The organism is Planococcus sp. APC 3900, assembly GCF_030407735.1.
Lineage (GTDB): Bacteria > Bacillota > Bacilli > Bacillales_A > Planococcaceae > Planococcus > Planococcus notacanthi.
Map to the genome: position 1 here is coordinate 39882 of NZ_JASDCT010000009.1, position 25466 is coordinate 65347.

At 44.8% G+C, this 25466-nt stretch carries 23 protein-coding genes, 1 pseudogene and 1 other annotated feature; of the genes and pseudogenes, 6 read left to right on the forward strand and 18 right to left on the reverse strand.

The features are described 5' to 3' along the window. The first annotated feature begins 224 nt into the window (after window positions 1-224). Window positions 225-1031: a cobalamin-binding protein gene (locus QMA04_RS16080; protein ID WP_290186984.1), complete on the forward strand. Its 807-nt coding sequence runs from the start codon at window positions 225-227 to the stop codon at window positions 1029-1031. Between the two features lie 84 nt (window positions 1032-1115). Here the strand turns inward: QMA04_RS16080 and QMA04_RS16085 are convergent. Further along, a pseudogene (locus QMA04_RS16085) lies at window positions 1116-1668 on the reverse strand (general stress protein). Window positions 1669-1821: 153 nt separating this feature from the next. Further along, window positions 1822-3087 carry a tyrosine--tRNA ligase gene (gene tyrS / locus QMA04_RS16090; RefSeq protein ID WP_290186985.1) on the reverse strand — a complete coding sequence of 422 codons (1266 nt, stop codon included), beginning with the start codon at window positions 3085-3087 and terminating at the stop codon, window positions 1822-1824. Between the two features lie 77 nt (window positions 3088-3164). Beyond that, window positions 3165-3353 (reverse strand) — a binding site (T-box leader). A 105-nt stretch (window positions 3354-3458) separates the two neighbouring features. Between tyrS and QMA04_RS16095 the strand changes: the two genes are divergently transcribed. Continuing rightward, complete coding sequence (locus QMA04_RS16095) at window positions 3459-6446, forward strand: transglycosylase domain-containing protein (RefSeq protein WP_290186986.1); 2988 nt, start codon at window positions 3459-3461, stop codon at window positions 6444-6446. 92 nt (window positions 6447-6538) lie between these two features. Here QMA04_RS16095 and acsA read toward each other — a convergent pair whose 3' ends face one another. Continuing rightward, window positions 6539-8257 carry an acetate--CoA ligase gene (gene acsA / locus QMA04_RS16100; RefSeq protein WP_290186987.1) on the reverse strand — a complete coding sequence of 573 codons (1719 nt, stop codon included), beginning with the start codon at window positions 8255-8257 and terminating at the stop codon, window positions 6539-6541. Window positions 8258-8425: 168 nt separating this feature from the next. Between acsA and QMA04_RS16105 the strand changes: the two genes are divergently transcribed. Genes QMA04_RS16105 through QMA04_RS16115 form a run of 3 tightly spaced genes read left to right on the forward strand, consistent with a single transcriptional unit; the run spans window position 8426 to window position 10874 of the window. Continuing rightward, the gene (locus tag QMA04_RS16105) at window positions 8426-9058 is read left to right on the forward strand and encodes a GNAT family N-acetyltransferase (RefSeq protein ID WP_191716705.1); all 633 of its coding nucleotides are present in this window, start codon (window positions 8426-8428) and stop codon (window positions 9056-9058) included. A 23-nt stretch (window positions 9059-9081) separates the two neighbouring features. After that, window positions 9082-9726, forward strand: a complete 645-nt coding sequence (locus QMA04_RS16110; RefSeq protein ID WP_290186988.1) for an acetoin utilization AcuB family protein — start codon at window positions 9082-9084, stop codon at window positions 9724-9726. Next, on the forward strand, window positions 9723-10874 hold the full coding sequence (locus QMA04_RS16115) for an acetoin utilization protein AcuC (protein WP_290187071.1): 1152 nt from the start codon (window positions 9723-9725) through the stop codon (window positions 10872-10874). Before QMA04_RS16110 ends, QMA04_RS16115 begins: the two co-directional genes overlap by 4 nt. A gap of 143 nt (window positions 10875-11017) precedes the next feature. Here QMA04_RS16115 and ccpA read toward each other — a convergent pair whose 3' ends face one another. From ccpA to QMA04_RS16180, 13 genes are all read right to left on the reverse strand, one after another. Beyond that, a complete protein-coding gene (ccpA, locus tag QMA04_RS16120) occupies window positions 11018-12016 on the reverse strand; it encodes a catabolite control protein A (protein ID WP_203341208.1) in 999 nt (332 codons plus the stop codon). A 100-nt stretch (window positions 12017-12116) separates the two neighbouring features. Continuing rightward, window positions 12117-13202, reverse strand: a complete 1086-nt coding sequence (locus tag QMA04_RS16125; protein WP_191716702.1) for a bifunctional 3-deoxy-7-phosphoheptulonate synthase/chorismate mutase — start codon at window positions 13200-13202, stop codon at window positions 12117-12119. Between the two features lie 169 nt (window positions 13203-13371). After that, window positions 13372-13701 (reverse strand): bacillithiol system redox-active protein YtxJ, encoded by a 330-nt coding sequence (gene ytxJ, locus QMA04_RS16130; protein WP_203341210.1) that lies wholly within the window; start codon window positions 13699-13701, stop codon window positions 13372-13374. Between the two features lie 16 nt (window positions 13702-13717). After that, window positions 13718-14557: a YtxH domain-containing protein gene (locus QMA04_RS16135; protein ID WP_290186991.1), complete on the reverse strand. Its 840-nt coding sequence runs from the start codon at window positions 14555-14557 to the stop codon at window positions 13718-13720. 39 nt (window positions 14558-14596) lie between these two features. Next, a complete protein-coding gene (locus QMA04_RS16140) occupies window positions 14597-15088 on the reverse strand; it encodes a DUF948 domain-containing protein (protein ID WP_191716699.1) in 492 nt (163 codons plus the stop codon). Between the two features lie 134 nt (window positions 15089-15222). Then, window positions 15223-16536, reverse strand: a complete 1314-nt coding sequence (gene murC, locus QMA04_RS16145; protein WP_191716698.1) for a UDP-N-acetylmuramate--L-alanine ligase — start codon at window positions 16534-16536, stop codon at window positions 15223-15225. A gap of 328 nt (window positions 16537-16864) precedes the next feature. After that, the gene (locus QMA04_RS16150; RefSeq protein ID WP_290186994.1) at window positions 16865-19396 is read right to left on the reverse strand and encodes a DNA translocase FtsK; all 2532 of its coding nucleotides are present in this window, start codon (window positions 19394-19396) and stop codon (window positions 16865-16867) included. A 6-nt stretch (window positions 19397-19402) separates the two neighbouring features. Further along, window positions 19403-20011, reverse strand: coding sequence for a YtpR family tRNA-binding protein (ytpR, locus tag QMA04_RS16155; protein ID WP_290186996.1), 609 nt, complete (start codon window positions 20009-20011; stop codon window positions 19403-19405). Next, window positions 20008-20823 (reverse strand): DUF1444 family protein, encoded by an 816-nt coding sequence (locus QMA04_RS16160; protein WP_290186998.1) that lies wholly within the window; start codon window positions 20821-20823, stop codon window positions 20008-20010. The genes ytpR and QMA04_RS16160 overlap by 4 nt, the downstream gene beginning before the upstream one ends. A gap of 64 nt (window positions 20824-20887) precedes the next feature. Beyond that, a complete protein-coding gene (locus QMA04_RS16165; RefSeq protein ID WP_191716694.1) occupies window positions 20888-21205 on the reverse strand; it encodes a thioredoxin family protein in 318 nt (105 codons plus the stop codon). A gap of 12 nt (window positions 21206-21217) precedes the next feature. Then, entirely contained in the window at window positions 21218-21730 is a 513-nt protein-coding gene (locus tag QMA04_RS16170; RefSeq protein WP_191716693.1) for a hypothetical protein, read from the reverse strand. Window positions 21731-21789: 59 nt separating this feature from the next. After that, entirely contained in the window at window positions 21790-22308 is a 519-nt protein-coding gene (locus QMA04_RS16175; RefSeq protein WP_191716692.1) for a DUF84 family protein, read from the reverse strand. Window positions 22309-22351: 43 nt separating this feature from the next. Next, window positions 22352-23425 (reverse strand): M42 family metallopeptidase, encoded by a 1074-nt coding sequence (locus QMA04_RS16180; RefSeq protein ID WP_290187002.1) that lies wholly within the window; start codon window positions 23423-23425, stop codon window positions 22352-22354. A 167-nt stretch (window positions 23426-23592) separates the two neighbouring features. On the opposite strand from QMA04_RS16180, the gene QMA04_RS16185 reads away from it, so the two are divergent. Continuing rightward, complete coding sequence (locus tag QMA04_RS16185; protein ID WP_191716690.1) at window positions 23593-23907, forward strand: PepSY domain-containing protein; 315 nt, start codon at window positions 23593-23595, stop codon at window positions 23905-23907. A 28-nt stretch (window positions 23908-23935) separates the two neighbouring features. Here the strand turns inward: QMA04_RS16185 and QMA04_RS16190 are convergent, their stop codons facing one another. Beyond that, window positions 23936-24790 (reverse strand): YtnP family quorum-quenching lactonase, encoded by an 855-nt coding sequence (locus QMA04_RS16190; RefSeq protein ID WP_290187004.1) that lies wholly within the window; start codon window positions 24788-24790, stop codon window positions 23936-23938. 22 nt (window positions 24791-24812) lie between these two features. Then, the gene (trmB, locus tag QMA04_RS16195; RefSeq protein WP_191716688.1) at window positions 24813-25463 is read right to left on the reverse strand and encodes a tRNA (guanosine(46)-N7)-methyltransferase TrmB; all 651 of its coding nucleotides are present in this window, start codon (window positions 25461-25463) and stop codon (window positions 24813-24815) included. Window positions 25464-25466 lie beyond the last annotated feature (3 nt).

Consider the following 25466-nt stretch of genomic DNA (forward strand, 5'->3'; position numbering starts at 1 on the left):
ATCCCAATCAGACGGTCCTTCAATTGTTTACCTTCCTATGCTTACCCAAATAAGCGGAAATTGAATCCTTCTTCACCTGACTGTAAGTCGACAATCAAGTTAATTGGCCAGAATCCATCAGTTGTATCTCTTAACCATCATACTTGGTTTTGCCCATTTCAACAATTCAGAACAAAAAAATTTCGATAACATGGTAAACTAATAAAAAATGGAGGTGGAGCTGGATGCGAATTATTTCAATTTGCCCGAGCAATACAGAATTATTGGCATTTTTAAATGCGGAACATTTATTGGTCGGCATTGATGATTATTCAGATTGGCCAAAAGAAATTACGGCATTGCCTCGGCTTGGGCCAGATTTATCAATCCGTATGGATGAACTCGAAGCCTTAAAGCCCGACTTGGTTCTGGCTTCGCTGAGCGTGCCCGGAATGGAAAAGAATGTTGACGAACTGGTCCGGCGAAAGATACCGCATCTCGTACTGGATCCTCAAACGCTGGAAGAAATCGGGCAGGACCTGTTAAAAGTGGCCGATGCCTGTGGAATCGATGCCACCACTGTCCACTCTGAATACTTATCGGTTATCGAAGACATCAAAAAACGCGGCGAAAAAGCGACAGCTCGGCCATCCCTCTATTGGGAATGGTGGCCAAAACCCGTTTTCACGCCAGGGAACATCAACTGGCTGAACGAGATCAGCCGCCTAACAGGCGCCCGCAACGTTTTCGATGATATCGATTCAGCCAATGTCCAAACCGATTGGAATGATGTATTCAACCGTCAGCCTGATTATATATTGCTTGCTTGGGTCGGCATCCTGACTGCCAAAGTCAAACCGGAACTCGTCAAAAAACGCCCGGGATGGAATGAAATGAAAGCCATCGACCACATTTACGTTATGGAAGAAGAACTATATTGCCGCCCTTCTCCTCGATTGATTGAAGGAGCTATCCGCCTGGGGAAACTGATTCATCCCGAAGAGTTTTCCGACATGGAACTCCCCCGCTTCATTAAAGAAAAACAGGTCTAGATGCCAGGTGCAACGTTTTTCCCATCACTCGGCAAACAAAAAAAGCCATCCAACAGGACGGCTTTTTCCAATTTAGAATCATCTTTACAATCCAGCTTGGCCACGGCGGTTGCCGCGCAGCGGGTCATTGTCCAACTCGCTTTGATCGCCTCTTATGGTTGTCGTCTTTTCATTCCCGATCAGCGGATCCCGTTCACCGATAAAAGTGTCACGGTCATTGCGGTCCGGAATCGTACTGTCGTTTTCTTCGACCAGCACCAAAATTTTTCCTTCATTAAAATGCGTTTCGTACATTTCTGCTTCTTCGTCCGGGATTCCAAGTCCGATCAGGGCACCTGCAAGGCCCCCTACACCGGCACCTGCTGCTGCACCGGTTAAGCCTGCCGCTATCGGACCGGCTGCTACGATCGGACCAATCCCTGGAATCGCCAAGGCCACCAAGAGCGCCACCCGTTACCGCCCCGGCAGCCGCCCCTTCTCCAGCATGCGTCCCTGTCTCTTCTGTGATAGTTTCCGTTTCCTTTTTATCTTTACTCAATACGGAGATATCTTCACTGCGATACCCTTGGCGTTGCAAATCTTCAATTGCCCTAATGGCTTCGTTTTCTGTTTCGTATGATCCAACTACTCTTGACATTTCTAACGCCTCCCAGAAGTTTTAGTAAAGTCAATCGCCGTTCATTCCTCATCTTACCCGCTGCATTTCTGTTTAAACGTTCATCCTCCATTTTCCTTTTAAACGGCAAAAGAGCAGCCGAAATTTCTCCGGCTGCCCTTTTATTGTTATTGTTTATTGGAACTGGACCATATGGTATTTCTTTTTGCCCCGGCGGATGATGGCGAATGCATCTTCCAGTCGGTCTTTTTCATCAACTACGTAATCCAGATCGACAACTTTTTCACCATTTACCGAAATCGCGCCATTCGTGACATCTTCACGTGCCTGTCTTTTCGATGACGAAATGCCAGCTTCCACGATCAAGTCGACAATAGATTTGCTTTCTTTCGGCATTTCCACTGAGGGTACGTCTTTAAAGGCAGCTTTCATTTCTTCTGCTGATAAGGCCTTTAAGTCTCCGCTGAACAGAGCTTTCGTGATGCGCTGTGCATCAGCAAGCGCTTCTTCGCCGTGAATCAGTTTAGTCATTTCTTCCGCCAAAGTTTTTTGTGCTTTACGCAGATGCGCTTCAGTTTCCACTGCAACTTCCAACGCCTCAATTTCTTCACGGCTGATGAACGTGAAAATCTTCAAGTATTTGATGACATCCGCATCTGCTGCGTTGATCCAGAACTGGTAAAACTCATAAGGCGTCGTCTTTTTCGGATCTAACCAGACAGCGCCGCCGGCTGATTTACCGAATTTGGTGCCATCTGCTTTTGTTACCAGCGGAATGGTGATGCCAAATGCTTTTGCTTCTTCGTCATGTGTTTTGCGGATCATTTCAAGGCCGGAAGTAATGTTCCCCCACTGGTCGGATCCACCGATTTGGATGCGGCAATTGTGTTCGTTGTATAAATGGTTAAAGTCGATTGCCTGTATCAACGTGTAAGAGAACTCCGTAAAGGAAATGCCCGTTTCCAAGCGGGATGCGACAGAATCTTTAGCGAGCATGTAATTGACCGAAATCAACTTTCCGTAATCACGCAGGAATTCGATGACACTCATCTTGCCGACCCAGTCCCGGTTATTGACCATTTTCGCCCCGTTCTCGGATTGGAAATCAAAAATCTGTTCCATCTGTACTTTAATGCCTTCGACGTTGCGGTCGATCTGTTCAGTTGTCTGCAGCTGACGCTCTTCATTCCGCCCTGAAGGGTCTCCAATCATTCCTGTCGCTCCGCCAACCAATAAGATCGGCTGATGGCCATGCATTTGAAAACGGCGCAGCGTCAATAAGGGAACAATGTGCCCGATATGCATGCTGTCTGCTGTCGGATCGACTCCACAGTACAAGGAAATTTTCTGTTCATCCAATAATTTTTCCATACCTTCTTCATCGGTCTGCTGGTACAGCAAACCACGCCATTGTAAGTCTTGAATCAATTCGTTAGCCATTATTGCAATTCCTCCTTAAAATTAGAGCGATGAGAACCGTAAAAACCACATAAAAAAGCCCCTACATGATCGATTCATGCAGGGACGCAATTGCGCGGTACCACCCAGCTTGGAGAAAAGATTCTCCCTCTCATCATGTGCCGAACGGGGCACTTCCGTAAACTCCAGGCCTGTAATTCGAATCATATGTTTTGACCGGTTCGCACCATCCACCGGCTCTCTAGACAAAATCACATGCTCTACTTCGGACCCTTCAACGTTTAAAATATCAAATATACTAGTAGTTTACTTTATTATATGGCATTGTCAATAAGTTTAGGTGCAATTATGAGAATATGATATAATATAATGGATTTTAGGAGGGCGATAATGTGCGTGATAAAATAAAATATTGGACGAAAAAAGCCGAGGAAACAACCGATAGATGGGCTTCAACCAAATGGTTTAAGCGACTGAGCATTACGTCAGGAGTCATATGGAACCTGGCATTGATTCTGGCGATTGTCCTGGTTACAGGCGGAGTCTTCGCAGCGTCTGTTGGAGCCGGCTATTTTGCTTCGCTGGTGGATGAAGAGAAACTGCGGACCCCGGATGAAATGCGTGGCGAAATCTACAGTTTTGAAGAAACATCAGAACTGTATTTCGACAATGATGTATACCTTGGAAAGCTGCAGACAGATTTGGAGCGTGAAGTTACGACATTGGATAAAGTGTCAACCTACGCCAAAGATGCCGTTCTCGCTACTGAAGATGAATACTTTCTCGAGCATGAAGGAATCGTGCCAAAAGCGATTCTCCGAGGCCTGTTCCAGGATGTATCAAATTCAGACAGCCAGACAGGCGGTTCAACGCTGACACAGCAGTTGATCAAAAATCAGATTTTGACCAATGAAGTTTCCTATGAGCGAAAAGCGAAAGAAATCCTTTTGGCTATGCGCCTGGAAAAATTCATGACGAAAAACGAGATTATGGAAGCCTACTTGAATATCATTCCTTATGGCCGAATTTCTTCTGGTGCCCATATTGCCGGTATTGAAACGGCAGCAAAAGGGATATTCAATGTGCCGGCGAGTGATCTGAACCTTCCACAAGCGGCATTCATTGCCGGCATTCCAAAAGCTCCATATAGCTATACACCTTACTTTGAAGGTGGAAAATTAAAAGATGAAGCTGGATTGCAGCCTGGTCTTGACCGGATGAAAACGGTGCTTTACAGAATGAAAGAGACTGAATACATTACCCAGCAGGAATACGATGAAGCCATCGCTTACGATATCGTATCCGATTTCCGCCAGAACGAATCGCGATCTTATTCCGAGTTCCCCTTCGTTACAGTGGAAATTGAAAAACGGGCTTCCCGCATTCTTATGGATGTTTTAGCTGAAAAAGACGGCATTGATCCTGCCACACTTACAGAAAACGATAAGCTTTACGAAGAGTATGCAATTCTTGCAGACCGGGCAGTCCGTTCAAACGGCTACCGGATTCATTCGACCATCGACAAAGATCTTTATCTGGCACAGGAAGAAGCTCAAAAGTCCTATCCATCATACGGCACAACCGTCGGAGGTAAAGGGACGAACGATGCAGGAGAAGTTGTTGACAAACAATTCCCTGTTCAAGTCGGCAGCATCATGATTGAAAATGCCACTGGACGCATCCTTAGCTTTGTTGGGGGGCGTGACCATGATGTCGAAAACCTGAATCATGCCACTTCTGCTTATCGCTCTATGGGCTCTACTGTAAAGCCATTATTAGTTTACGGTCCTGCTATCGAATTGGGGCAGATTGGCGCCGGCTCTCCATTGGTTGATGTAAAATTCGAACATATGGACGGCAGTAACATGTGGAGACCCGCTAACTTTATTGCTACAAGTGAACAGGGAATCATGCCGGCACGTGATGCATTGGCACAATCCCAAAACTTGCCAACCATCCGTCTTTTTGCTAAAATCCAACAGCAAATGCCTATCCAGTACATGATGAACGCTGGATTTACGCGTGTTGAAAAAGCAGAAAATGATAATCTTTCTTCTTCCTTAGGTGGAGGAATTGAAGCATCTGTTGAAGAGATCAGCAATGGTTATGCCATGATCGGAAACAACGGCCAATATATACAAACAACGATGATCGACAAAATCGAAGACGCTGAAGGCAATGTTATCTATGAACATAAAGTGGAGCCAAAAGAAGTATTCACGCCTCCAACTGCTTATGTGTTGACGGATATGTTACGTGATGTCTTCAAGACCGATCGCGGAACAGCGAAACGGGCAAATGATTTATTGAAATTCAATGCCGATTTTGCGGGTAAAACAGGCACAACCGATAGCACAAAAGACGTCTGGTTAGTTGGCTATAACCCGAATGTAACGATGGGTGTGTGGCTTGGGTATGATTCCGAAAAATTCACTTTGTCACAGTTTGAAAACCGTGATTTGCCGGCTTCTCTGCGCGTCAATCAATTATGGGCGCGTTTGATGAATGCCAGTTATGATGTGAAGCCCGAACTGGTTGGCACAGCTGAGAAGTTCAAGCAACCTGAAGGCGTCGTGACGAAGTCCTTCTGTGGAATCTCTGGTCTTGCTCCGGGCGGCGCCTGCCAAGAAGCAGGACTTGTCCGTTCTGATCTATTCAATGCCCAAGCAATGGTTCCAACTGAAAAAGATGATAGCTTGACCAGTGGTTCATTTACTTCCATTAGTGGAAAACGCTATGCAGCCCTGCCAAGCACACCAAGGGAATTTGTTTCTGGCGGAGGCATCGGGGTGTCACAAAAATACATTGATCGCATAATGGCTCCGTTCGGCGGAGACGCCAGCAAGCTGTTCCCTGGCAACTCGAAGTTTTCTTCTGTTGTTTCAGGTGCTGCATTCAAAGCTGATGGCGCAGCTCCTTCAGGTGTCAAAGCTGCCATCAACGGCAATACGATCACTTGGACCGATTCTCCTTCCAATGACGTGGTAGGATATCGTGTCTACAAAGGCGGTTCCCGTGTGGCCTCAATTTCTGAAGCGAAAGGAAATTCCTATTCTGCTTCAGGAGCCGGAAGTTATACAGTAGTGGCCGTAGATATTACAGGCAAGCAATCGGCAGCTTCAAGCAGTGTCAGCATAGCGGCACCGAAGCCGAAGCCGAAACCTGAACCGAAGCCAGAACCGAAACCAACACCGCCGCCGGAAGAAAAAGAACCGGAAGCGGAAGAAGAAGCACCTGCTGAAGAGGAAGTTGAAACTCCTCCTGCTGAAGAAGAGGAAGAAGCTCCTCCGGAAGAAGAACCTGAAGAGCCTGTTGAAGAAGAGCCTGCTCCAGACGAACCGGAAGAACCCGAAGAGCCTGCTGAAGACGACGCGGCTTAACAAAAATAAACCCCGATTCGCCTGAGTAGCGAATCGGGGTTTTATTTCTTAAAAAAGAAGCCGTTCACGTGAACGGCTTCTTTTTCTGTGCATTAATCTTCCATTGTAGATAAATCGCCTGTCGGCAAATCCAGCTCCCAAGCTTTCAAGACACGGCGCATAATCTTACCGCTTCGCGTTTTTGGAAGTTTATCCTTAAACTCGATTTCACGTGGCGCTGCATGCGCAGCCAAGCCTTTTTTGACGAATTGGCGGATATCCTCTATTAATTCTTCCGATGGTTCATAACCGTCAACCAGAGCGACAAACGCCTTGATAATTTCACCACGTACCGGATCTGGTTTGCCGATTACACCGGCTTCGGCAATTGCTGGATGTTCCAACAGTTTGCTTTCCACTTCAAACGGGCCGACGCGTTCACCTGAAGTCATGATGACATCATCCACTCGTCCCTGGAACCAGAAATAGCCTTCTTCGTCCATATAAGCCGAATCTCCTGAAACATACCATTTGTCTTTCAGGAAATAGGATTCGTATTTCGCTGGGTTGTTCCAAATTTGGCGCATCATAGCCGGCCAGCCTTTTTCAATGGCCAGGTTGCCCATTTGATTCGGCGGCAGTTCATTCCCCTGGTCATCTACAATCGCAACTTTGAGGCCTGGCACCGGTTTGCCCATCGACCCCGGCTTGATAGCCATAGATGGATAGTTACAGATGGTCTGCGCACCCGTTTCCGTCATCCACCATGTATCGTGGATACGTTTATCGAATACTTGAGCTCCCCATCTCACTACTTCAGGGTTTAATGGTTCGCCCACCGATAATACATGGCGCAGTGTCGATAAATCATACTCTTTCACTAAAGCGTCCCCCGCTCCCATCAGCATACGGAAGGCAGTCGGCGCGCTATACCAGATGGTTACGCCAAAATCCTCAATCGCTTTGTACCAGCCATCCGGCGAGAAACGTCCCCCTAAAATGACTGTCGTAACACCGTTGAGCCAAGGTGAAAACACCCCATATGCCGTTCCTGTCACCCAGCCTGGATCCGCTGTACACCAATAGATATCGGTTTCAGTGAAATCCAAGACCCATTTGCCGGTCTGGTATTGCTGCACCATTGCATACTGGGCATGCAAAACACCTTTCGGCTTGCCTGTGGAACCCGATGTATAATGAAGAACCAAACCATCTTCTTTGTCCAGCCACTCAATTTCAAATTTATCGGAACTGGTTGGCAAGTGCTTCAGTACATCGATGTGCCCCTCGTGTTCAGCGACGTCTTCTCCCACCAGGAAAACCGTCTCCAATTTCGGCAAACGGTCATACGGTACACGGCTCAACAGCTCCGGTGTCGTAATGATCGATTTGGCATCACTGTCATCCAACCGGTCATAAATCGCACCTTCCATAAATGCTTCAAATAACGGTCCGACAATCAGACCCATTTTCAACGCGCCAAACATCAGAAAATACAATTCTGGAGAACGTGGCATGAAAATAAAGATCCGATCCCCTTTTTCCAATGTTGAATTTTCCTTCAATAAATTGGCCGCACGGTTTGTCATGCGCTTCATCTGATAGAATGTATACGACTCATTTCTATTCTGATCCTTGTAGTACAGAGCCACTTTGTTTTTTCGGTCGGAATCGGCATGGCGATCAATCGCTTCATGAGCCATATTTACTTTTCCGCTTTCATACCAACTGAATTCCTTATCGACTTCAGTCCAATCGAAATTCTCAGCTATCTCTTCATAGTTATGTAATTGATGCACCCCTGCTCTTGCTGGTAACGCTTCCACTTTCATCCTGATCACCCTTTCAGATTGATTACCTTATATTCTACAACATTGTCACAATTGAATGCTAATTATTTTAACTTTTTAGAAAATATAGCTTATTTCGCCAGCTTTTTTCCATATCTTCCATCAGTTCATGTATAATGTAGCTAATTGTATCCTACAGGCGGTGAAAAGATGGAACATAAAAAAACGTATAACTCCACGGAGCTGGAAACCAAACATGGTCTTTTGACCATCGAAGGCCCTCTTCCTGGAAAAGAATTAAATGAACTCGAGTTTCATGAAGACCTGGTCGCTTTCAGGCCACCTGCCCAACAGCATAAGGCCATTGTAGAAATTGCTGACTTGCCGGAAGGCCGAATTCTTATTGCCCGCGAAAACAATACCATTGTCGGTTATGTCACATTCCTTTATCCTGATCCTTTGGAACGATGGTCCGAAGGAAAAATGGACAACCTGATCGAGCTCGGTGCAATTGAAGTCATCCCCAAATACCGGGGCAGCGGCGTCGGAAAATCATTATTGAAAATCTCGATGATGGATGACGCTTTTGAAGATTTCATTGTCATTACCACTGAGTATTACTGGCATTGGGATTTGAAAGGAACCGGCTTAAATGTCTGGGAATACCGCAAAATCATGGAGAAAATGATGCAAGCCGGCGGGTTGGAATATTATGCCACGGATGATCCTGAAATCAGCTCACATCCGGCCAATTGCTTGATGGCAAAAATCGGCAGCCGTGTCGACAATGAATCGATCCAAAAATTCGATCAGCTGCGGTTTATGAATCGTTATATGTACTGATTTATTACTGAAGGGGTGTTCATATGCTAGTGGAAGAAATTATGAAAACCGATGTTTTTACATTGAGTTCTGATCAAACGGTCCAGGACGTCATGGACTTATTTAAGGAAAAACGCATTCGGCATGCACCGATTGTCGATGACGGAAAAGTGGTCGGGATCGTAACCGATCGGGATCTTAAAGATGCTGTCCCATCCAGATTCACCGTAGCTCCTAAAGGTGAACCCTATAAAAAGAAAGTGGCAGAAATCATGACGCCCAATCCCGTCACTGCCCACCCACTCGATTTTGTCGAAGAAGTGGCAATGATTTTCTATGAACAGAAAATCGGCTGTATCCCTGTTGTCAGTAACGATGAGCTGGTCGGTTTTCTGACAGAGACGGATCTTTTGTATACCTTCATCGAGCTCACAGGTGCCCATCAGCCGGGCTCTCAAATTGAGGTCCGTGTGGAAAACCGTTCCGGAATCCTGTATGAGGTGTCTAAAGTTTTCCATGAGCAGAACGTTAATGTACTGAGTGTACTCGTTTACCCCGACAGAGAAAACAACAGCAACAAAATTCTTGTTTTCCGCGTTCAGACGATGAATCCACTCGCCATCATCAACGACCTGAAAAAAGAAGGATTCGATGTCCTATGGCCAAACATGCCGCAAGTGAACGAATGAAACATGCTGTATTCATCTTTTCAGAAGATCAATTGGGGTATAAATTTTCTGAAACACATCCATTCAACCAGAAAAGACTCGTTTTGACGATTGATTTATTAAAAAAAATGAATGCACTTCCAGACGAACTGGTTGTTCCAGCCCGCATCGCAACTGACGAAGAACTATTGCTTGCCCACGATGAACGGTATATCGACATCGTCAAGAAAGCAAGCCGTGGAGAAATCACTCCAGAAGCCGGTGAAGGTTATGGCATTGGCACGGAAGATACACCAATATTCGAAAATATGCATGAAGCAAGTGCCCGCCTTGTTGGGGGAACTTTGACAGCTGTCGATTACGTAATGGAAGGAAAAGCACAGCATGCGTTGAACTTAGGCGGCGGGCTTCACCATGGCTTCAGAGGCAAAGCTTCCGGGTTTTGCATCTATAACGACAGCTCAGTTGCCATCAACTACTTGAAAAGCAAGTACAATGCGCGCGTCATGTATATTGATACCGATGCCCATCACGGCGATGGCGTTCAATGGAGTTTTTATGACGATCCCGATGTTTGTACGGTTTCCATCCATGAAACAGGCCGCTACCTCTTTCCAGGAACCGGAAACATCAATGAACGCGGCAGTGGCCAAGGATATGGAACTTCTTTCAATTTTCCGATCGATGCATTCACCGAAGATGAATCTTTTCTCGAAATTTACCGTACGTCCATGAAAGAAATCATTGAATTCTTTAAGCCAGATGTCATTTTGACACAGAATGGAGCAGACGCCCATTATTTGGACCCTCTGACGCATTTATACGGTACTATGAATATTTACAAGGAAATACCCAAGATTGCTCATGAACTCGCTCATGAGTACTGTGATGGCCGCTGGATAGCTGTTGGCGGCGGTGGATATGATATTTGGCGCGTAGTTCCGAGAGCTTGGTCGTTAATTTGGATGGAAATGAACAATTTTTCCATTCCAACAGGCAAGTTGCCGGTTTCTTGGATGGAGAAATGGCAGCCGGAATCCCCTGTGAAATTGATCGACACTTGGGAAGATCCTCCGAATATGTATAAAGCCATTCCACGGAAAGCCGAAATCACTGACAAGAATCAGCAAATGTTGAATAAAGCACTGTATATGATCCGCAATAAATAAGGGTAAGCATAGCAAAAAAAAGAGCCGCCGGAGAAATTCCGTCGACTCTTTTTTGTTGATGCGATAAGAAAGCCTGTCTGGATTTGCAATCCGGACAGGCTTTTCTAAATTCTACTTGATCACTCTTATTGCATCTATAGCGGCTATTCTTGCTTCGTCGATTGTCTTTCTTCGATGCGGTATGGAAGAATGACCTGCTTTTCTTCAATTTCCTCATCGTTCATGTACTTCGTCAGCAAACGCATTGAAACTGCTCCAATATCATAGAGCGGGAAAGCGACAGATGTCAGTGTCGGACGAGCCATGCGCGCCAGCTTTGAATTTTCATAGCTGATAACTTCTGCATCTTCCGGTATTTTTTTCCCTAGCTCTCCCAATCCGTGGAGAACACCGATCGACATTTCGTCATTGCTGACAAAATAAGCAGTAGGCTCAAAAGCAGCCAACGTTTTTGCTGCTTCGATGCCTTCATCATAAGTGTTGTTGCATTCCACAACCAAGTTCTCATCAAACTCAATGCCTGCGTCTGTCAATGCTTCTCGATAAGCTTTCAATTTATAGGCTTTATTGATTCTTGAAGTGAACGGCCCCGATACAAAAGCAATTTTTTTATGGCCATTGTCGATAAATTTCTTAACCACTTCATAGGCAGCACCATAATAATCGATATTAACCGAAGCAATTGCTGCCGATTCATCTATCGAACCTGCCAAAACGATTGGCGTTGGAGAACGTTGCATTTCATAAAGAAGTTCAGATGAGATTACATCGCTCATAAAGACGATGCCATCCACTTGTTTACCCAGCATGGTTTCCAATAACTGAAGTTCCTTATTTTCGTTCTGATCTGAATTGGATAAAATGATGTTGTAACGGTACATCGTAGCGATATCTTCAATTCCACGGGCTAATTCAGCATACATGCTATTGGAAATATCGGGTATGATGACGCCGACCGTCGTTGTTTTTTTGCTTGCAAGTCCACGAGCAACAGCATTTGGACGATAGCCCAATTCTTCTATTACTTTCAATACTTTCTTTCTTGTGGCAGGTTTTACGTTTTGATTGGCATTTACTACACGTGACACAGTAGCCATGGAAACGTTTGCCTCACGTGCCACATCGTATATCGTAACGGTCATTGTGCGCCCTCCTTTTCCAGTCTTTCTCTAATCATACGACAAATTCTTCAACAATATCAACTAAAAAAAGAAAAGCCGGAGTTTATCCGACTTTTCAGTGTCACACTTTCATTTCATATTGTTTCATGAACTTCATCAACGCATCGTAGTACTCATCGAATTGACCCAAATCCATTTGTTGTTGAGCATCTGATAAGGCTACTGCCGGATCCGGATGAACTTCAGCCATAACGCCATCTGCTCCAATTGCGATTGCAGCTTTAGCTGCTGGCAACAACAAGTCACGGCGGCCGGTTGAATGCGTTACGTCAACAAATACCGGAAGGTGCGTTTCTTGTTTCAAGATTGGCACTGCTGAAATATCCAAGGTGTTGCGTGTCGCTTTTTCATATGTGCGGATACCGCGTTCGCATAAAATGATGTTTTCATTTCCTGAAGCGATGATGTATTCAGCCGCATTGATGAATTCTTCGATAGTCGCTGACATTCCGCGTTTCAGTAGAACCGGTTTGTTGATCGACCCGACAGCTTTCAGCAATTCGAAGTTCTGCATATTGCGGGCGCCGACTTGAACTACGTCTACGTAGTCAAGAGCAGCTTCTAAATGGGAAGGTGTGACGATTTCAGATACAACAGCCAAGTTATACTGATCGGCTGCATTTTTCAGCATCTTCAATCCTTCTAAACCAAGACCCTGGAAATCGTAAGGCGATGTACGCGGCTTGTAAGCTCCACCGCGGATCATCTTCAATCCTTTAGCTCCGATGGCTTCAGCAACTTTCGATACTTGATCCTGAGATTCAACTGCACATGGGCCAAAGATGAAAGAAGGCTCTCCAGCACCGACTTGTTCGCCGTTGATTGTAATAACAGTATCTTCAGCTTTCTTTTTGCGTGAAACGAGCAATGCTTTGCGTGTATCTTCTTCTTGCATGTTTAAGGCAGATTTGAAGATTTCCTTAAAAATATGATCAACGGTCTTCTGTTCTAATGGACCGTCATTATTATCTTTCAACAAGTTCAACATGTGGCGTTCCCGCAACGGATCGTAGCGGTCAACTCCTTGTTTTTCTTTCAATTTTCCGATGTCTTGAATTACGGAAGCTCTCTCGTTGATTAGAGACAGAATTTGCAGGTTGACTGCATCCACTTTTTCTCTTAGCTGTTCTAAATCTAAATTACTCATTCTATAACTTCCCCTTTCGCGAATAACCTTTATCAGGTGACTCATATTAACATGATAGGACTATTATAAGCAAACTATTCGGTAAAGTCACGAAATTTATTTTAGCGATTCAACGCGCTAAAGTATTTCGAACATGAAAAAGCCGAAGCACCAAGGCTTCGGCTAATTTCTAAGCAATAAATTCTTGCATAGATTCTCTTTTAATATTGTTGTGGGAAGCGTGCCAATCAACTTTTTGACTCGTAAAATGGAACAATTGTGGCGACTCATGCTTAACTCCCGTTATCTCTTCAATCGCTTGAGAGAATTCCCGGTCTTCTTGCACCACTAGATACAAAAAGACTTGGTGCGGGTGTAATGAGCAATATTCGTTATACTCATTCCACGCTTTAGCAGATACCGGGCATGTACTGCTATGTTTAAAAAGCCAGTAATGCTGGTTATTCCCTACGGCTTGCTTTAAACTGTCCAGACTGTTTACATGCACTAAGTTTTCCATCTAAACCGCTCCCAGATTAATTCTTTTTATTGTAGTTGTTGCTTGATGAATTATTGGATGATTTGTTGTTGCTGTTGTTGCTATTGTTGTTGCTGTTAGAGTTTGTTGATTTATTCGTGTTGCTGGTATTTGAAGATTTATTGCTGTTGTTGTTGCTGCTGGTCGTATTTGGACCTGTGCTTGAATTCGCAGTATTGCTGTTTGTGCTGCTGCCAGTGTTGCCGGCTACTGACGACGAACTTGAACCCGATTTTTTTTCTTCTTTCACTTCTTCAACTGCTTCTTTTAAAGCGTTAGCAGTAGAAGTGAACGCATCGGATCCTTTTTTGTCCGCTGACTGGCTTGCACTGTTTTGGACAGTCGAATGGATGTTGATGGACTCTTCGCCTTCAGATGAAGCTGTGCCATCGTCCATTGGTGACGTTCCGCCTTTCATGTTTTTCACTTTATCAACAACTTTAGTTGATTGTTCTTTTAATTGTTGAGCAAAACCAGCAGAATCATCGTTAGAATCCGATTGCTGAGCTGCTTTTTCTTTCAATGTAGTGGCTTGATTTTTTAAATCAGCCTGGAATTCTTTGCCCGATTTTGGAGCTAGGAATAGAGCAGCTGCAGCTCCGACGATTCCGCCGACTAAAATACCGACTAGGAAACTCGAGCCTCCGCCTGATTCTTCATAATCATATAAGTCGTCATAACGGTTAGAAGCGCCGTACGACTGCGGCACATAATCACTTTGCTGATAGTTGCGGCCGCTGTTCTGGTTGTATTGACCGCCTTGAGTGTAGTAATCCTTGTTATACTGTGAATCGTTATAGTTGTTAGATTGGGTAAAATTATCTTTGTTTTTGCTCATTGATATTCCCTCCAATTAGTATTAGTGGTAAAAGCAGTTTTAGTATTGTTCGTTATGCGGTAATTTTTTTTGGCCTGGTACTGGTTCATAAGTAGAGTTTGCACGAGCTTCATAAATTTTACGCTCATTCCATTTGTCGCGGATGCCCATAAAGACATTGCCCCATTGGACAACTTGTGCGATCTTGTCTTCGTTCTGTTCTACTTGCACACCAACGCGTGACGTGATGTGGCGGACAGTAGAGTTCAAATCAGTAACAGAGTTGCCGACGCCTTTAACTGCATCAACTACACCATTCAATTTTTCTGATTTTACTTGAATGTCTTCAGCTAGTTCATTTGTCTTATGCAGCAGATTGGTTGTTTCCAACGTTACCCCCTGCAATTGATTTTCAAGACCAGCTACGGTGCCTGAAACTTCTTTTAAAGTGTTTTTCAGCGAATTTAATGTCATTGCCAACGCTACGCATAGAATTAAGAATCCAACAGCGGCGACGATCGCGGCAATGTAAAGCAAGATTTGCCAATCCATCCTGTTTCCTCCTTTTAACGAATTTATGTTATATCCCTTTTCTACCCTTGATAAGTTTGGGTTAAACACGGACTCTATTATTATTCGACAAAAACACTTGTATTCCTGCATAAAAAAACAGTTTAACCCGAAAGTTAAACCGTTTCTCCTGTATTCAATACATTTTCAAAAGCTTCCTGGAATTTGGTGACATCTCCAGCGCCCATAAACAAATAGACAGCATTGCTATGCTCTGTTAACGACGCAACTTCATCCAGTTGCAGCAGGCGGCTGCCTTCAATCTTTTCAGCCAAATCCTGAATCTTCAATGTGCCCGCTTTTTCCCGGGCAGAACCGAAAATATCACATAGATATACATGATCTGCTTCAAGCAGACAATCCGCAAATTCCTGCAGGAAAGTCTGAGTCCGTGTGAATGTATGCGGCTGGAATATCGCGATAAGCTCACGCTCCGGATATTTTTGGCGAGCTGATTGCAAGGTCGCACGAATTTCTGTTGGATGATGAGCGTAATCATCTATTAAAATCCGATCACCGATTGCCGTTTGTGTAAAACGCCGCTTAACGCCTTCAAAATCTTCAAATTGCTGCTGAATGATATCAGCTGGAATATTTTCATAATGGCAAAGCGAAATAACTGCCAATGCATTCAAAATAGCATGGTCCCCGAACATTGGTATTGTGAACGTATGATAAAATTCATTGCGGATGACTACATCAAAAGTTGTTCCGGCAGTGGTTTTTTCCACATTTCTAGCCTGGAAATCATTTTCTTCACCAAATCCGTAATAGACCACTGGAACCGGTGCTTGAATACGCTGTAAGTATTCATCGTCCCCACATGCAATAATGCATTTCTTCACTTGCTGAGCCATCTCTTCAAAAGCCTTGAAGACGTCATCTACGCCAGTGAAGTAATCCGGGTGATCATAATCGATATTCGTCATGATTGCGTAATCAGGGTGGTAAGCAAGAAAATGCCGACGATATTCGCAAGCTTCCGCCACGAAGAAATGAGAGTTTTCTTGGCCAACCCCTGTTCCGTCACCAATTAAATAAGATACAGGTTTGTAACCAGCTAAAACATGAGCCATTAAACCTGTCGTCGAAGTTTTTCCATGGGCTCCTGTAATGGCCACTGAAACGTATTGCTTCATCAAGTCGCCTAAAAACTGGTGATAGCGAATGATGGTCGCCCCTAATTCCCGCGCTTTAACCAGTTCAGGATGGTCATCCCCAAAGGCATTGCCTGCAATGATTGTCATGTTTTTTTCTATATTGCTTGCATCAAACGGCAAAATGGTGATGCCTCTTTCACGAAGGCGGTCTTCCGTGAAGAAATGCTGTTCGATATCAGAGCCTTGAACTTTTTCGCCCATATCATGCATGATTTGTGCAAGCGGACTCATACCGGAACCTTTGATACCGGTAAAATGTAAAACTGTCATAAATGAACCTCCTGTGGAAGTTGAAAATTAGTCTATAGAAATGCATTGCATCGTCTATAGCTGATGATGATTAGTGAGTATTTAATTGATAGGAATTGCATCATTTTTTTGATCACATGCCTTTAAATCTTCCTACTGCGACCTGTCAGCTTCCTCTGCGCAATAAGCGAAGTCCGACTTTCCATGATAGCATCATAAACACAATATAGTATTATACCACAAATTTGCTATCTCACGAAATGAGCCAGTATTCTTACTATTACACCAATTGACAAAGCAGGAGACAGCCTATTGGCTATTGCCTGCCTGCTTCGCCAATCCGGCTATTTTATGAATGAAAAACTTCTTCGATATCAGATTCAGTGATCAGAACCGATCGGGCTTTGCTGCCGTTCTGTTCGGAAATAAAGCCGTGTTGTTCTATCAAATCCATTAATCTTGCTGCACGGTTATAACCGATATGGAACTTTCGTTGAAGAAGTGAAGTAGAAGCACTGCCCTGTAGCATGATAAAACGGCATGCTTCTTCAAATAAATCATCCTGTTCAGCAGGAGACTCACTCCGCTTGATCAGTTCCTCTTCTTTGAAGAAGTATTCAGGTTTGCCTTGCAGCCGGACATGTTCAATGACTTTCTCAATCTCATCATCCGTAACAAATGTGCCCTGCAGGCGGCTTGGAGCGGACATTCCATTTCCTAGATACAACATGTCCCCTCTTCCGAGAAGGCGTTCTGCCCCTTGGGAATCAAGGATAGTTCTGCTGTCGACTTGTGAAGAAACCGAAAATGCAATGCGTGTCGGGATATTGGATTTAATCAGGCCCGTAATGACATCGACAGACGGCCGTTGCGTTGCGATCACCAAATGAATGCCACAGGCTCTTGCTTTCTGTGCGATCCGGCAAATCGAATCTTCAACATCCGAAGGAGACATCATCATTAGATCAGCCAACTCATCAATAACGATGAGAATATAAGGAAGATGTTGTGCATAATCTCCTTTTTCTTTTACCATTTTATTGTAGCGGCTGATGTCGCGTACTCCGCTGTGTGCGAAGAGTTGATAACGGCGTTCCATTTCTTCAACGGCCCATTTAAGTGAGGCCGTAGCCGCTTTGACATCCGTAATGACCGGGCTGACAAGATGCGGGATGTGGTTATACGGTGCCAGCTCAACCATTTTCGGATCAATCAGCAACAGTTTCAAGTCTCTTGGCGATGATTTATACAGCAAACTGACCAATAGTGAATTAATGCAGACGGATTTACCAGATCCTGTTGCTCCGGCAATCAAACCATGCGGCATTTTGCGCAGATCCAATGTCACCGGCTTCCCTGTTAAATCCAATCCTAGTGCAGCTTCCAGTGGCGAATCCGATTCTTCGAATACCGCACTGCCGATTATTTCGGAAATGCGCACTGCACGGCTTGTCCGGTTCGGTATTTCGATGCCGATCGAACTCTTGCCTGGAATCGGAGCCTGGATTCGGATATCCCGTGCAGCCAGCGCCAGTTTTAAATCATCCGCTAAATTACGGATTTTGCTGACTTTCACTCCTTTGGCCACCTTCAGCTCAAATTGCGTGACAGCCGGCCCTTGGACAGTACTTAATATTTCAGCTTTGATCTGAAAATGCGATAACGCTTCGATCAAGCGCTCGCCTTGCTCTTCCATCCACTCTTCGTCTTTCCGGTCGTTTTCAGGTGCCAGTAAATATTCGGGTAAAGGAAATTCATAGGCTTTTGACTCGGCTTCAGATACGGAGTTCAATGCATGGGAAGGCTGTTCAGCTAAATCTGCCGTTTTTTTTTCCGGTGATACGGCAGATCCCCCTGTTGTTTCCTCTACAGGTGCAGCAGGAGATGACAATTTTGTTTTATTTTTTAGCAGGTCTTTGTCCGATTTAAGCATCAAAACATTAAAAGGCACTGTTTTTTCACGCTTAGGCGCTGGCACGGATTTCGGTTCCGGTACCTGATCTGTTTCCGGCTCTGCCATTGCTTCTGCTACATGTTCTGTAGTCGCTGCTGGTTCTATTGCAGGTTCCGGTACTTGTTCTGCCACTGTTTCCGGTACTTGCTCAGCTTCTGGTCCCGTTACATGTTCAGGCTGCAATTCCGTTTCTGGCTTGGGCTGTGTTTCCAGCTCCTGCTCTGCTTCAACTGCATCGGCTGATTCAGTTGTTAACGGGTCGTTATGTATTAAGGTTTCAGTGGTTTCGGCCTCCGTCTCTACGTTTGAAGGAGCTTGAGAAGTTTCGTGCACCACAGGTTCTGGATGTTCTGCTGTTTCACGAGCTGTTGTCTGCTCCGGCTCGTTCTCGAAAATCGGTGCAATCTCATGCTCAACTACAGGTCTTGGCTTATGCCAACCAGCTCTTGCTCTTGCCTGAATCGCTTCATCATGCAATTCACGGTTATATTTATTTTCTCTTTCTTCTGTCATCTTTTGTGTGGGTGCAGGGCGTGACGTATTATAGCCGTAAACCGATGAAACTGAACGGCTAGGTTCGAAACGGCGCGCAGTATTAACAGGCAGTTCGGTCGCTTTGCGTTTTGGTGCAGGGCGTACCGGGGCCTCTTTTGGTCCCATAATTGGCTTTTCTGTTGGAACGACCGATTCTTTTCGCAAAATCTCTCTTTCACGCTCATCGAAAATAGGCATTTTCGGGCGGATTTCTGTCCGTTTTACATCACGGATAAAATCGTCTTTTTCTTCATCTGGAATAAGCGGGAAACGAAAAGGCGCTTTTTCTTTTTTGGCAGTCGGGGCCGGTTCATAGAGAACCTCTTCTTCCGTTTCCTCAACATCATCTGCATCTGTGAACATGCGGTTCCATACGTTTTTAATCCAGCTCATTTCGCGTCACGCCTTTACTTGGAAAGCTGAACCGACTTCTGCATCTTCAGGCAGCACAAGAATGCCTTTTTCCTGAGGTGCATCCGGCAAAGCCAATTCTTTTGCTGAACAGATCATTCCGGACGATGCCACTCCCCGAAGTTCCGCATCACGGATGACCATACCTGAAGGCATGACAGCTCCTACTTTTGCCACAACCACTTTTTGGCCCTGTTCAACGTTCGGTGCACCACAGACGATCTGCAATTGCTCGCCGCCGACAGAAACCTGGCAGACATTCAATTTATCGGCATTTGGATGCTTTTCTTTTGATTCCACAAAACCGACAACAAATTTTGGTGAGAAATCCACTTCCAGTGTGAAATCGATTTCGTTTTTCGAAAGAGCATTCTGTAAAGAAGTAACAAGTGCTTCAGTCACTTCCACTTGCTTTCCTTCCGGAAGTTCTGCATAGCTTGAAGCATTGAACAAATTGAATCCGGCAATTTCACCGGCTTCGTCTTTGATCAATGTGACATCGCCATTTTGTTCAGGAAGAATTTTTTCTGGGGTTTCTGTTTGCAGTTGAACCAGCAAAACATCGCCAATTCCCTGTTTATTGTAGAATGCATTCATTTTTTATCGTTCTCCTCATTCGGTTTATTTTTGGCCATGATGAAAATCGGCTCTAATTCTTCATTTTCATAAATGAACGACAAGGAAGTGATCGGCACTTTGCCATTGGTAAAGAAATGCATGGCCATCTGTGCGAGCACGTCGTATCCCGTTTCATTTCGGATATCTCCAATGATCAATACATCTTGATGAGGTACGGACACCGTCATATCTCCCGTTGTTTTTGCCTTCATTTCTTTCAGGAAAGATTCGTTTAAAATGCGGGAAGCATCGTAACCATCATTTTCATTCAGGAAATAAAAGACATTTCCCGCTACATGATCTTCTTTGACAGCGGTCTTCAACTTTCTCACCTGAAACTTCGCGATTTCCTTTATCTGCTCTTCTGTCAGACTTAATGAATTTAACACATTTTCGTCAATTAAGCGATAGGTAGTGCCAGCATCCAAAGCGAAATAAATACGTGTTTCTGCTGTATGTTCTGCTGTAATGAACTTATGGCCTTCATTGGATTCAGTTGGAAACGAAGTAGAACGGATTACCGGAAAAATATGCTCAGTCGATTTAATTTCTCCTTTGGCTTCCCTTTCCATAGCATCAAAAGTTTCGGTGATGGTATAAACGATTTCCTGGATCGCTGCATCCCCTTTTGCTTCAAAACGATTGATCACCTGTGGCATAGAGATGTTCATGCCTTTTCCAAGTTCTTTGTGGTTGATATGCGTAATGTCCTTTTCACGGTCAAAGCGCCATTCCAATTGGCGGCTTGGCATCCGTTCTCTAAGTATATTAAAAAGTTCAGTTGATTTCATCGTTGTTTTGACCTCTCTTTCATAAATAAACGGTTCAGCCCAGTCAAGGCGAACCGTCTTTTTATCATTTTGGCAAATTCGAAATAAACCCTTCGATTTCTGCTTGTGTTTTACGGTCTTTGCTGACGAAACGCCCTGTTTCCCGGCCATTTGAATAAGCAAGGAAGCTCGGGATGCCAAAGATATCCTGTTCGATGCACAGATCGATAAATTGATCGCGGTCTACTGAAATAAAGGTATAATCCGGAAACGTCTTTTCGATATCCGGCATAATGGGATCGATCACGCGGCAATCCGGGCACCAGCCTGCTGTGAACATAAAAACAGCTGGCGTCCCTTTCGTCAGGTCATGAAATTCTTCGGTCGATTGTAAGTTTCTCATTTGCGTATTCTCCTATTCATCGGTATTGATTGAACGAACAGTTTCCATCATCCACTCCATTTTCTGAGGGACGTCGTCTTTGCCCGTCATAGTCGTCATTTTTGCACCGCCGGAACTGACCACCAGCTCCAGCTGATCTTCGGCTATTTCTTTAACGGTTACAAAGCCGAAACGGCCGTGTTGCCGAAATGTCTCATCTGCTATCCAGATCTGTTCGGGATCTGCTTTTTGCAAGTCGTAGAAAAAAGTGCTTGCGCCTTTTTCATTCGGGTTGATGAATAAAATAAATGAATCATTGCCTTTTGTAATCATGCTGTTATAGTCATCCGACGGTTCTTCTATGTCGTAGCCTTTAGGCAGGTACAAATCCATTTTGCCCACCTTTTCATTGGCTTTTTCTGGCTCTCCCTGAAACGCTTCGCGCGCATTGGCTATTCCTTGGGTAATCTGTTCTTCCGGTGTCGCCATGCACCCAGCCAGTATGACGGACAACAGCAAGACAAGAACCAATCCATTTCGAGGCACGTCCATTCCCCCTTACGTTACTGCTACTTATTTTAAAGGTGTTTACAGACACATGCAACTTAATCGCTGTCCAGCTGGTATTGCCCAATCAGCAACTTGACCACATGGCTAAACATTTCTCCTCGATTGACTGCACCGTCAGTCAAAATTCCGATAGCGCCTTTATGATGGCGGATTCCAATTTCATTGGCATAGTCATCCATGACCGGTCCCAGCTCCGCACCTGAATACAATTTGTCTGCAATCGCTTTCGGCAAAGGAATCTGGGCACCGGCTGCTGTGTACATCCGGCCATCCTTTGTGGTTAAAGCACCCCAATTGCATAAATACAGAATGCCTTCCATTTCATAGACGCCGCCTTCAAGTCCAATGGCGAAATCGAAATCTCCCAATGCGTTTGCGGCACGATTCTTTGCACCCTGACGCGTTTCCTCTTGGGAAAAAGGCTGTTCCGAAACTCCAGAAGCGGCTTCAACTGCTGACAAGTCAACAGTCCACTCAAGATTTGCCAGGATGCTTGAGACCGCATTTATTTTCGCCGGGTTTTTTGAGGCGATAACTGCACGAATTTTCTTCATCTTCACTATTCCTTTCCAAAAAAAAGAGCCCGCAGGCACTTTTTTAGACGTTTTGTTTAATGGTTTCAAGCGTCGAACGATCTGTCGCTTTGACAAGTTTCGTCAAGAGTTCTTTCGCCGCAGCATAGTCGTCCGTGTGGATGATAGACGACGAGGTATGGATATAGCGTGAGCAGATCCCAATCACAGAACTTGGAATCCCTTCGTTGGCTGTGTGCACACGACCTGCATCCGTTCCACCTTGTGAAACAAAATACTGATATGGGATGTTATGCGTTTCGGCAGTATCCAAGATAAATTCACGCATGCCGCGATGCGTTACCATGCTCTTGTCTAAAATGCGCAACAACGTCCCTTTGCCAAGCTGGCCAAATTCATTTTTATCGCCTGTCGCATCATTCGCCGGGCTGGCGTCCAATGCGAAGAACAAATCCGGCTTGATCATCGCTGCCGCTGTCTGCGCTCCCCGCAAACCGACTTCTTCCATCACTGTCGCTCCGGAGAATAATTGGTTCGGCAGTTTTTCGTCCTTCAGTTCTTTCAGTAATTCGATGGCCAATCCGCAACCATAGCGGTTATCCCAGGCTTTTGCCATAATCTTTTTGTCATTGGCCATTGGCGTGAAGGGGCTGAACGGGACGATCTGCTGGCCTGGACGTACGCCGAGAGCCAACGCATCGTCTTTGTCATCTGCGCCGATGTCGATTAACATGTTCTTGATTTCCATTGGTTTGCTGCGCAATTCATCACTCAATAAATGCGGAGGAATCGAACCGATAACTCCAGGAATCACCCGATTTCCAGCTACTATGTCTACACGGGTAGCCAGCATTACCTGGTTCCACCAACCACCTAAAGGCTGGAAGCGAATCATGCCGTTTTCTGTAATTTGCGTCACCATGAATCCTACTTCGTCCATATGTCCAGCCACCATGATCCGTGGTCCATCTTCTTGGCCATCTTTGACACCAAAAATACTCCCTAGATTATCTTGGAGCAATCGATCTGAAAATTTTTCCAGTTCCTGGCGCATAAACTTCCGGACAGCATGTTCATTGCCCGGGGCGCCCGGCAGTTCCGTTAAGGTTTTAAACATTTCACGAGTTTCAGCATTCATATCAAAATTCCTCCTAATAACTTACCTTCATTAAGTTTAGAGCTTTTTTCAGACGATTTCCAGCTATATAATTCGTTTTTCGAAAGATTAATGACTTTTAAGCTATCATTTCGCCCTTCAAAATATTTATGGTACAATTTATTCAGTAAGCAGAGGAGGGATTTTTAGTGAAAAATCGTGATTTATTGATTGGATTTGCTACAGGTGTAGCAGCAGCATATTTAGTAAAAGAAGTGGTTGATCGCACACAAAAACTTTATCCGGCGGACAACGTCTTGAAAGAAGTCAAGTCTGCGTTTAAAGAAGAAGGCCCGATCGACGGTTCATGGATCTTCATGAAAACCGAGCCTTATAAACAGCATGCACTTACGACGGAAGTCTATAAAGGCGGCATCACGCGCCATAAAGAAGACGAACTTCAGCAATTCGAGTTTTTGGCGGATGCCTACACAGGCGCAGTAATTGAAGTCAAACAAGTATAATAAAAAAGGAGCCTAATCGGCTCCTTTTTCATATCACTTTTTCTTTTCGCTCAAGCGATTCGACGATTTCTTTGCCGTCCACGCTCCATTTCAGGATGCGGTAATAGGCATCGTGGTAAAAACTGAAGTAATAGCCATTTTCCAACGCTTCTTTCATCAGCTTTTCTTTCGCGTAAATCGAATCCATCGGATAATCATCAAACGCCAGTACCCATAGCGGGTTTTGATGCGCATGAGTCGGCATGATGTCCGCCATATGGAGGATCGTTTCATCCCCGCTTTGCATCTTGATGACGCTGTGGCCATCCGAATGGCCTCCTGTATGGATCAGCGTAATGGCATCAAACAAAGTTTTCTCACCTTCGAAAGTCTCCACTTGACCGGTTATCGGCTCCCAGTTTTCTTTCCAGTAGGTGTTGCGCGAGCGGATATTCGGATGCTGCATTTCATTCCATTCTGTTGCTGAAACATGGATGGTTGCATTCGGGAATGCCGAAACCAGCTCTTCTCCCTGCCATTTCGTCAACCCCGCTGCATGGTCACCATGAAGATGAGTCATGAGGATTGTATCGATATCTTCAGGCGTCAGCCCAAGCTCCGCCAAGTCCTCTTCCACACGCGACTCTTGGGAAACCCCTAAATTACGCAGTTGGCGTTCAGTCAATTTGCCGGCACCGAGGCCGCTGTCGATCAAGATATTGTGGCCTTCGTATTGGACTAAGATTGGATGTGTCGGCAATTCAATCTGGTTTTTTTCATTGACCGGATACCGCTTTGACCAAATCACTTTCGGCACTACCCCAAACATCGTGCCGCCATCCAAATACGTCGTTCCCCCATCAAGCCAAGTTAAAGCCATGTTGTGAAATTGAAATTTCTGCATTCCCTTTTCCCCCTTGTCGTGATCAGCTAATTGAAAACTGTGCTTCCATCCGGTAAATCGGCTGGCCTTTTTTCGAGAATTTTTCTTCGTACTCCGTCATGATGTTCCACTCGGGTTCATTGTCATGAAGATCCAATGAGACCTCTTTTAATAACATACCATATTCAGAAATGCTCGTAAGCGAATATTCGAAAAGTTTCCGGTTATCGGTTTTAAAATGGATTTCTCCTTGTTCAGGAAGCACTGCTTCGTAAAGCTTCAAAAAAGATTCATGGGTCAGACGGCGTTTGGCATGCCGTTTTTTCGGCCATGGATCAGAAAAGTTCAAGTACAGTCTATCCACTTCACCTTTTTCAAAATAATCAGCGATGTCTTTTGCATTCACTTTCAATAAACGCAGATTAGGAATTTCTTCCTCATTTTCCAAAATAGTCTCAAGAGCCGTGACGATGACACTATCGAACAACTCGATGCCGATATAATTAATCTGCGGATTAGCTATAGCCATTCCGATGATGAAGCGTCCTTTTCCAGTTCCAGCTTCGATATGAAGCGGATTTTCATTACCGAAAACTTCCTGCCATTTTCCTTTTTTCTGCTCTGGATCGGGAATAACGATTTCTGGATGGGTGTCGATCAAATCGGCTGCCCATGGTTTAAAACGTGATCTCATGTT

Bases quoted from the DNA above. Each gene is read 5' to 3' on its own strand.
- QMA04_RS16080 (WP_290186984.1), top strand. From the start codon at position 225: ATGCGAATTATTTCAATTTGCCCGAGCAATACAGAATTATTGGCATTT.
- tyrS (WP_290186985.1), bottom strand. From the start codon at position 3,087: ATGGCTAACGAATTGATTCAAGACTTACAATGGCGTGGTTTGCTGTAC.
- acsA (WP_290186987.1), bottom strand. From the start codon at position 8,257: ATGAAAGTGGAAGCGTTACCAGCAAGAGCAGGGGTGCATCAATTACAT.
- QMA04_RS16105 (WP_191716705.1), top strand. From the start codon at position 8,426: ATGGAACATAAAAAAACGTATAACTCCACGGAGCTGGAAACCAAACAT.
- QMA04_RS16110 (WP_290186988.1), top strand. From the start codon at position 9,082: ATGCTAGTGGAAGAAATTATGAAAACCGATGTTTTTACATTGAGTTCT.
- QMA04_RS16115 (WP_290187071.1), top strand. From the start codon at position 9,723: ATGAAACATGCTGTATTCATCTTTTCAGAAGATCAATTGGGGTATAAA.
- ccpA (WP_203341208.1), bottom strand. From the start codon at position 12,016: ATGACCGTTACGATATACGATGTGGCACGTGAGGCAAACGTTTCCATG.
- QMA04_RS16125 (WP_191716702.1), bottom strand. From the start codon at position 13,202: ATGAGTAATTTAGATTTAGAACAGCTAAGAGAAAAAGTGGATGCAGTC.
- ytxJ (WP_203341210.1), bottom strand. From the start codon at position 13,701: ATGGAAAACTTAGTGCATGTAAACAGTCTGGACAGTTTAAAGCAAGCC.
- QMA04_RS16135 (WP_290186991.1), bottom strand. From the start codon at position 14,557: ATGAGCAAAAACAAAGATAATTTTACCCAATCTAACAACTATAACGAT.
- QMA04_RS16140 (WP_191716699.1), bottom strand. From the start codon at position 15,088: ATGGATTGGCAAATCTTGCTTTACATTGCCGCGATCGTCGCCGCTGTT.
- murC (WP_191716698.1), bottom strand. From the start codon at position 16,536: ATGACAGTTTTACATTTTACCGGTATCAAAGGTTCCGGTATGAGTCCG.
- QMA04_RS16150 (WP_290186994.1), bottom strand. From the start codon at position 19,396: ATGAGCTGGATTAAAAACGTATGGAACCGCATGTTCACAGATGCAGAT.
- ytpR (WP_290186996.1), bottom strand. From the start codon at position 20,011: ATGAATGCATTCTACAATAAACAGGGAATTGGCGATGTTTTGCTGGTT.
- QMA04_RS16160 (WP_290186998.1), bottom strand. From the start codon at position 20,823: ATGAAATCAACTGAACTTTTTAATATACTTAGAGAACGGATGCCAAGC.
- QMA04_RS16165 (WP_191716694.1), bottom strand. From the start codon at position 21,205: ATGAGAAACTTACAATCGACCGAAGAATTTCATGACCTGACGAAAGGG.
- QMA04_RS16175 (WP_191716692.1), bottom strand. From the start codon at position 22,308: ATGAAGAAAATTCGTGCAGTTATCGCCTCAAAAAACCCGGCGAAAATA.
- QMA04_RS16180 (WP_290187002.1), bottom strand. From the start codon at position 23,425: ATGAATGCTGAAACTCGTGAAATGTTTAAAACCTTAACGGAACTGCCG.
- QMA04_RS16190 (WP_290187004.1), bottom strand. From the start codon at position 24,790: ATGCAGAAATTTCAATTTCACAACATGGCTTTAACTTGGCTTGATGGG.
- trmB (WP_191716688.1), bottom strand. From the start codon at position 25,463: ATGAGATCACGTTTTAAACCATGGGCAGCCGATTTGATCGACACCCAT.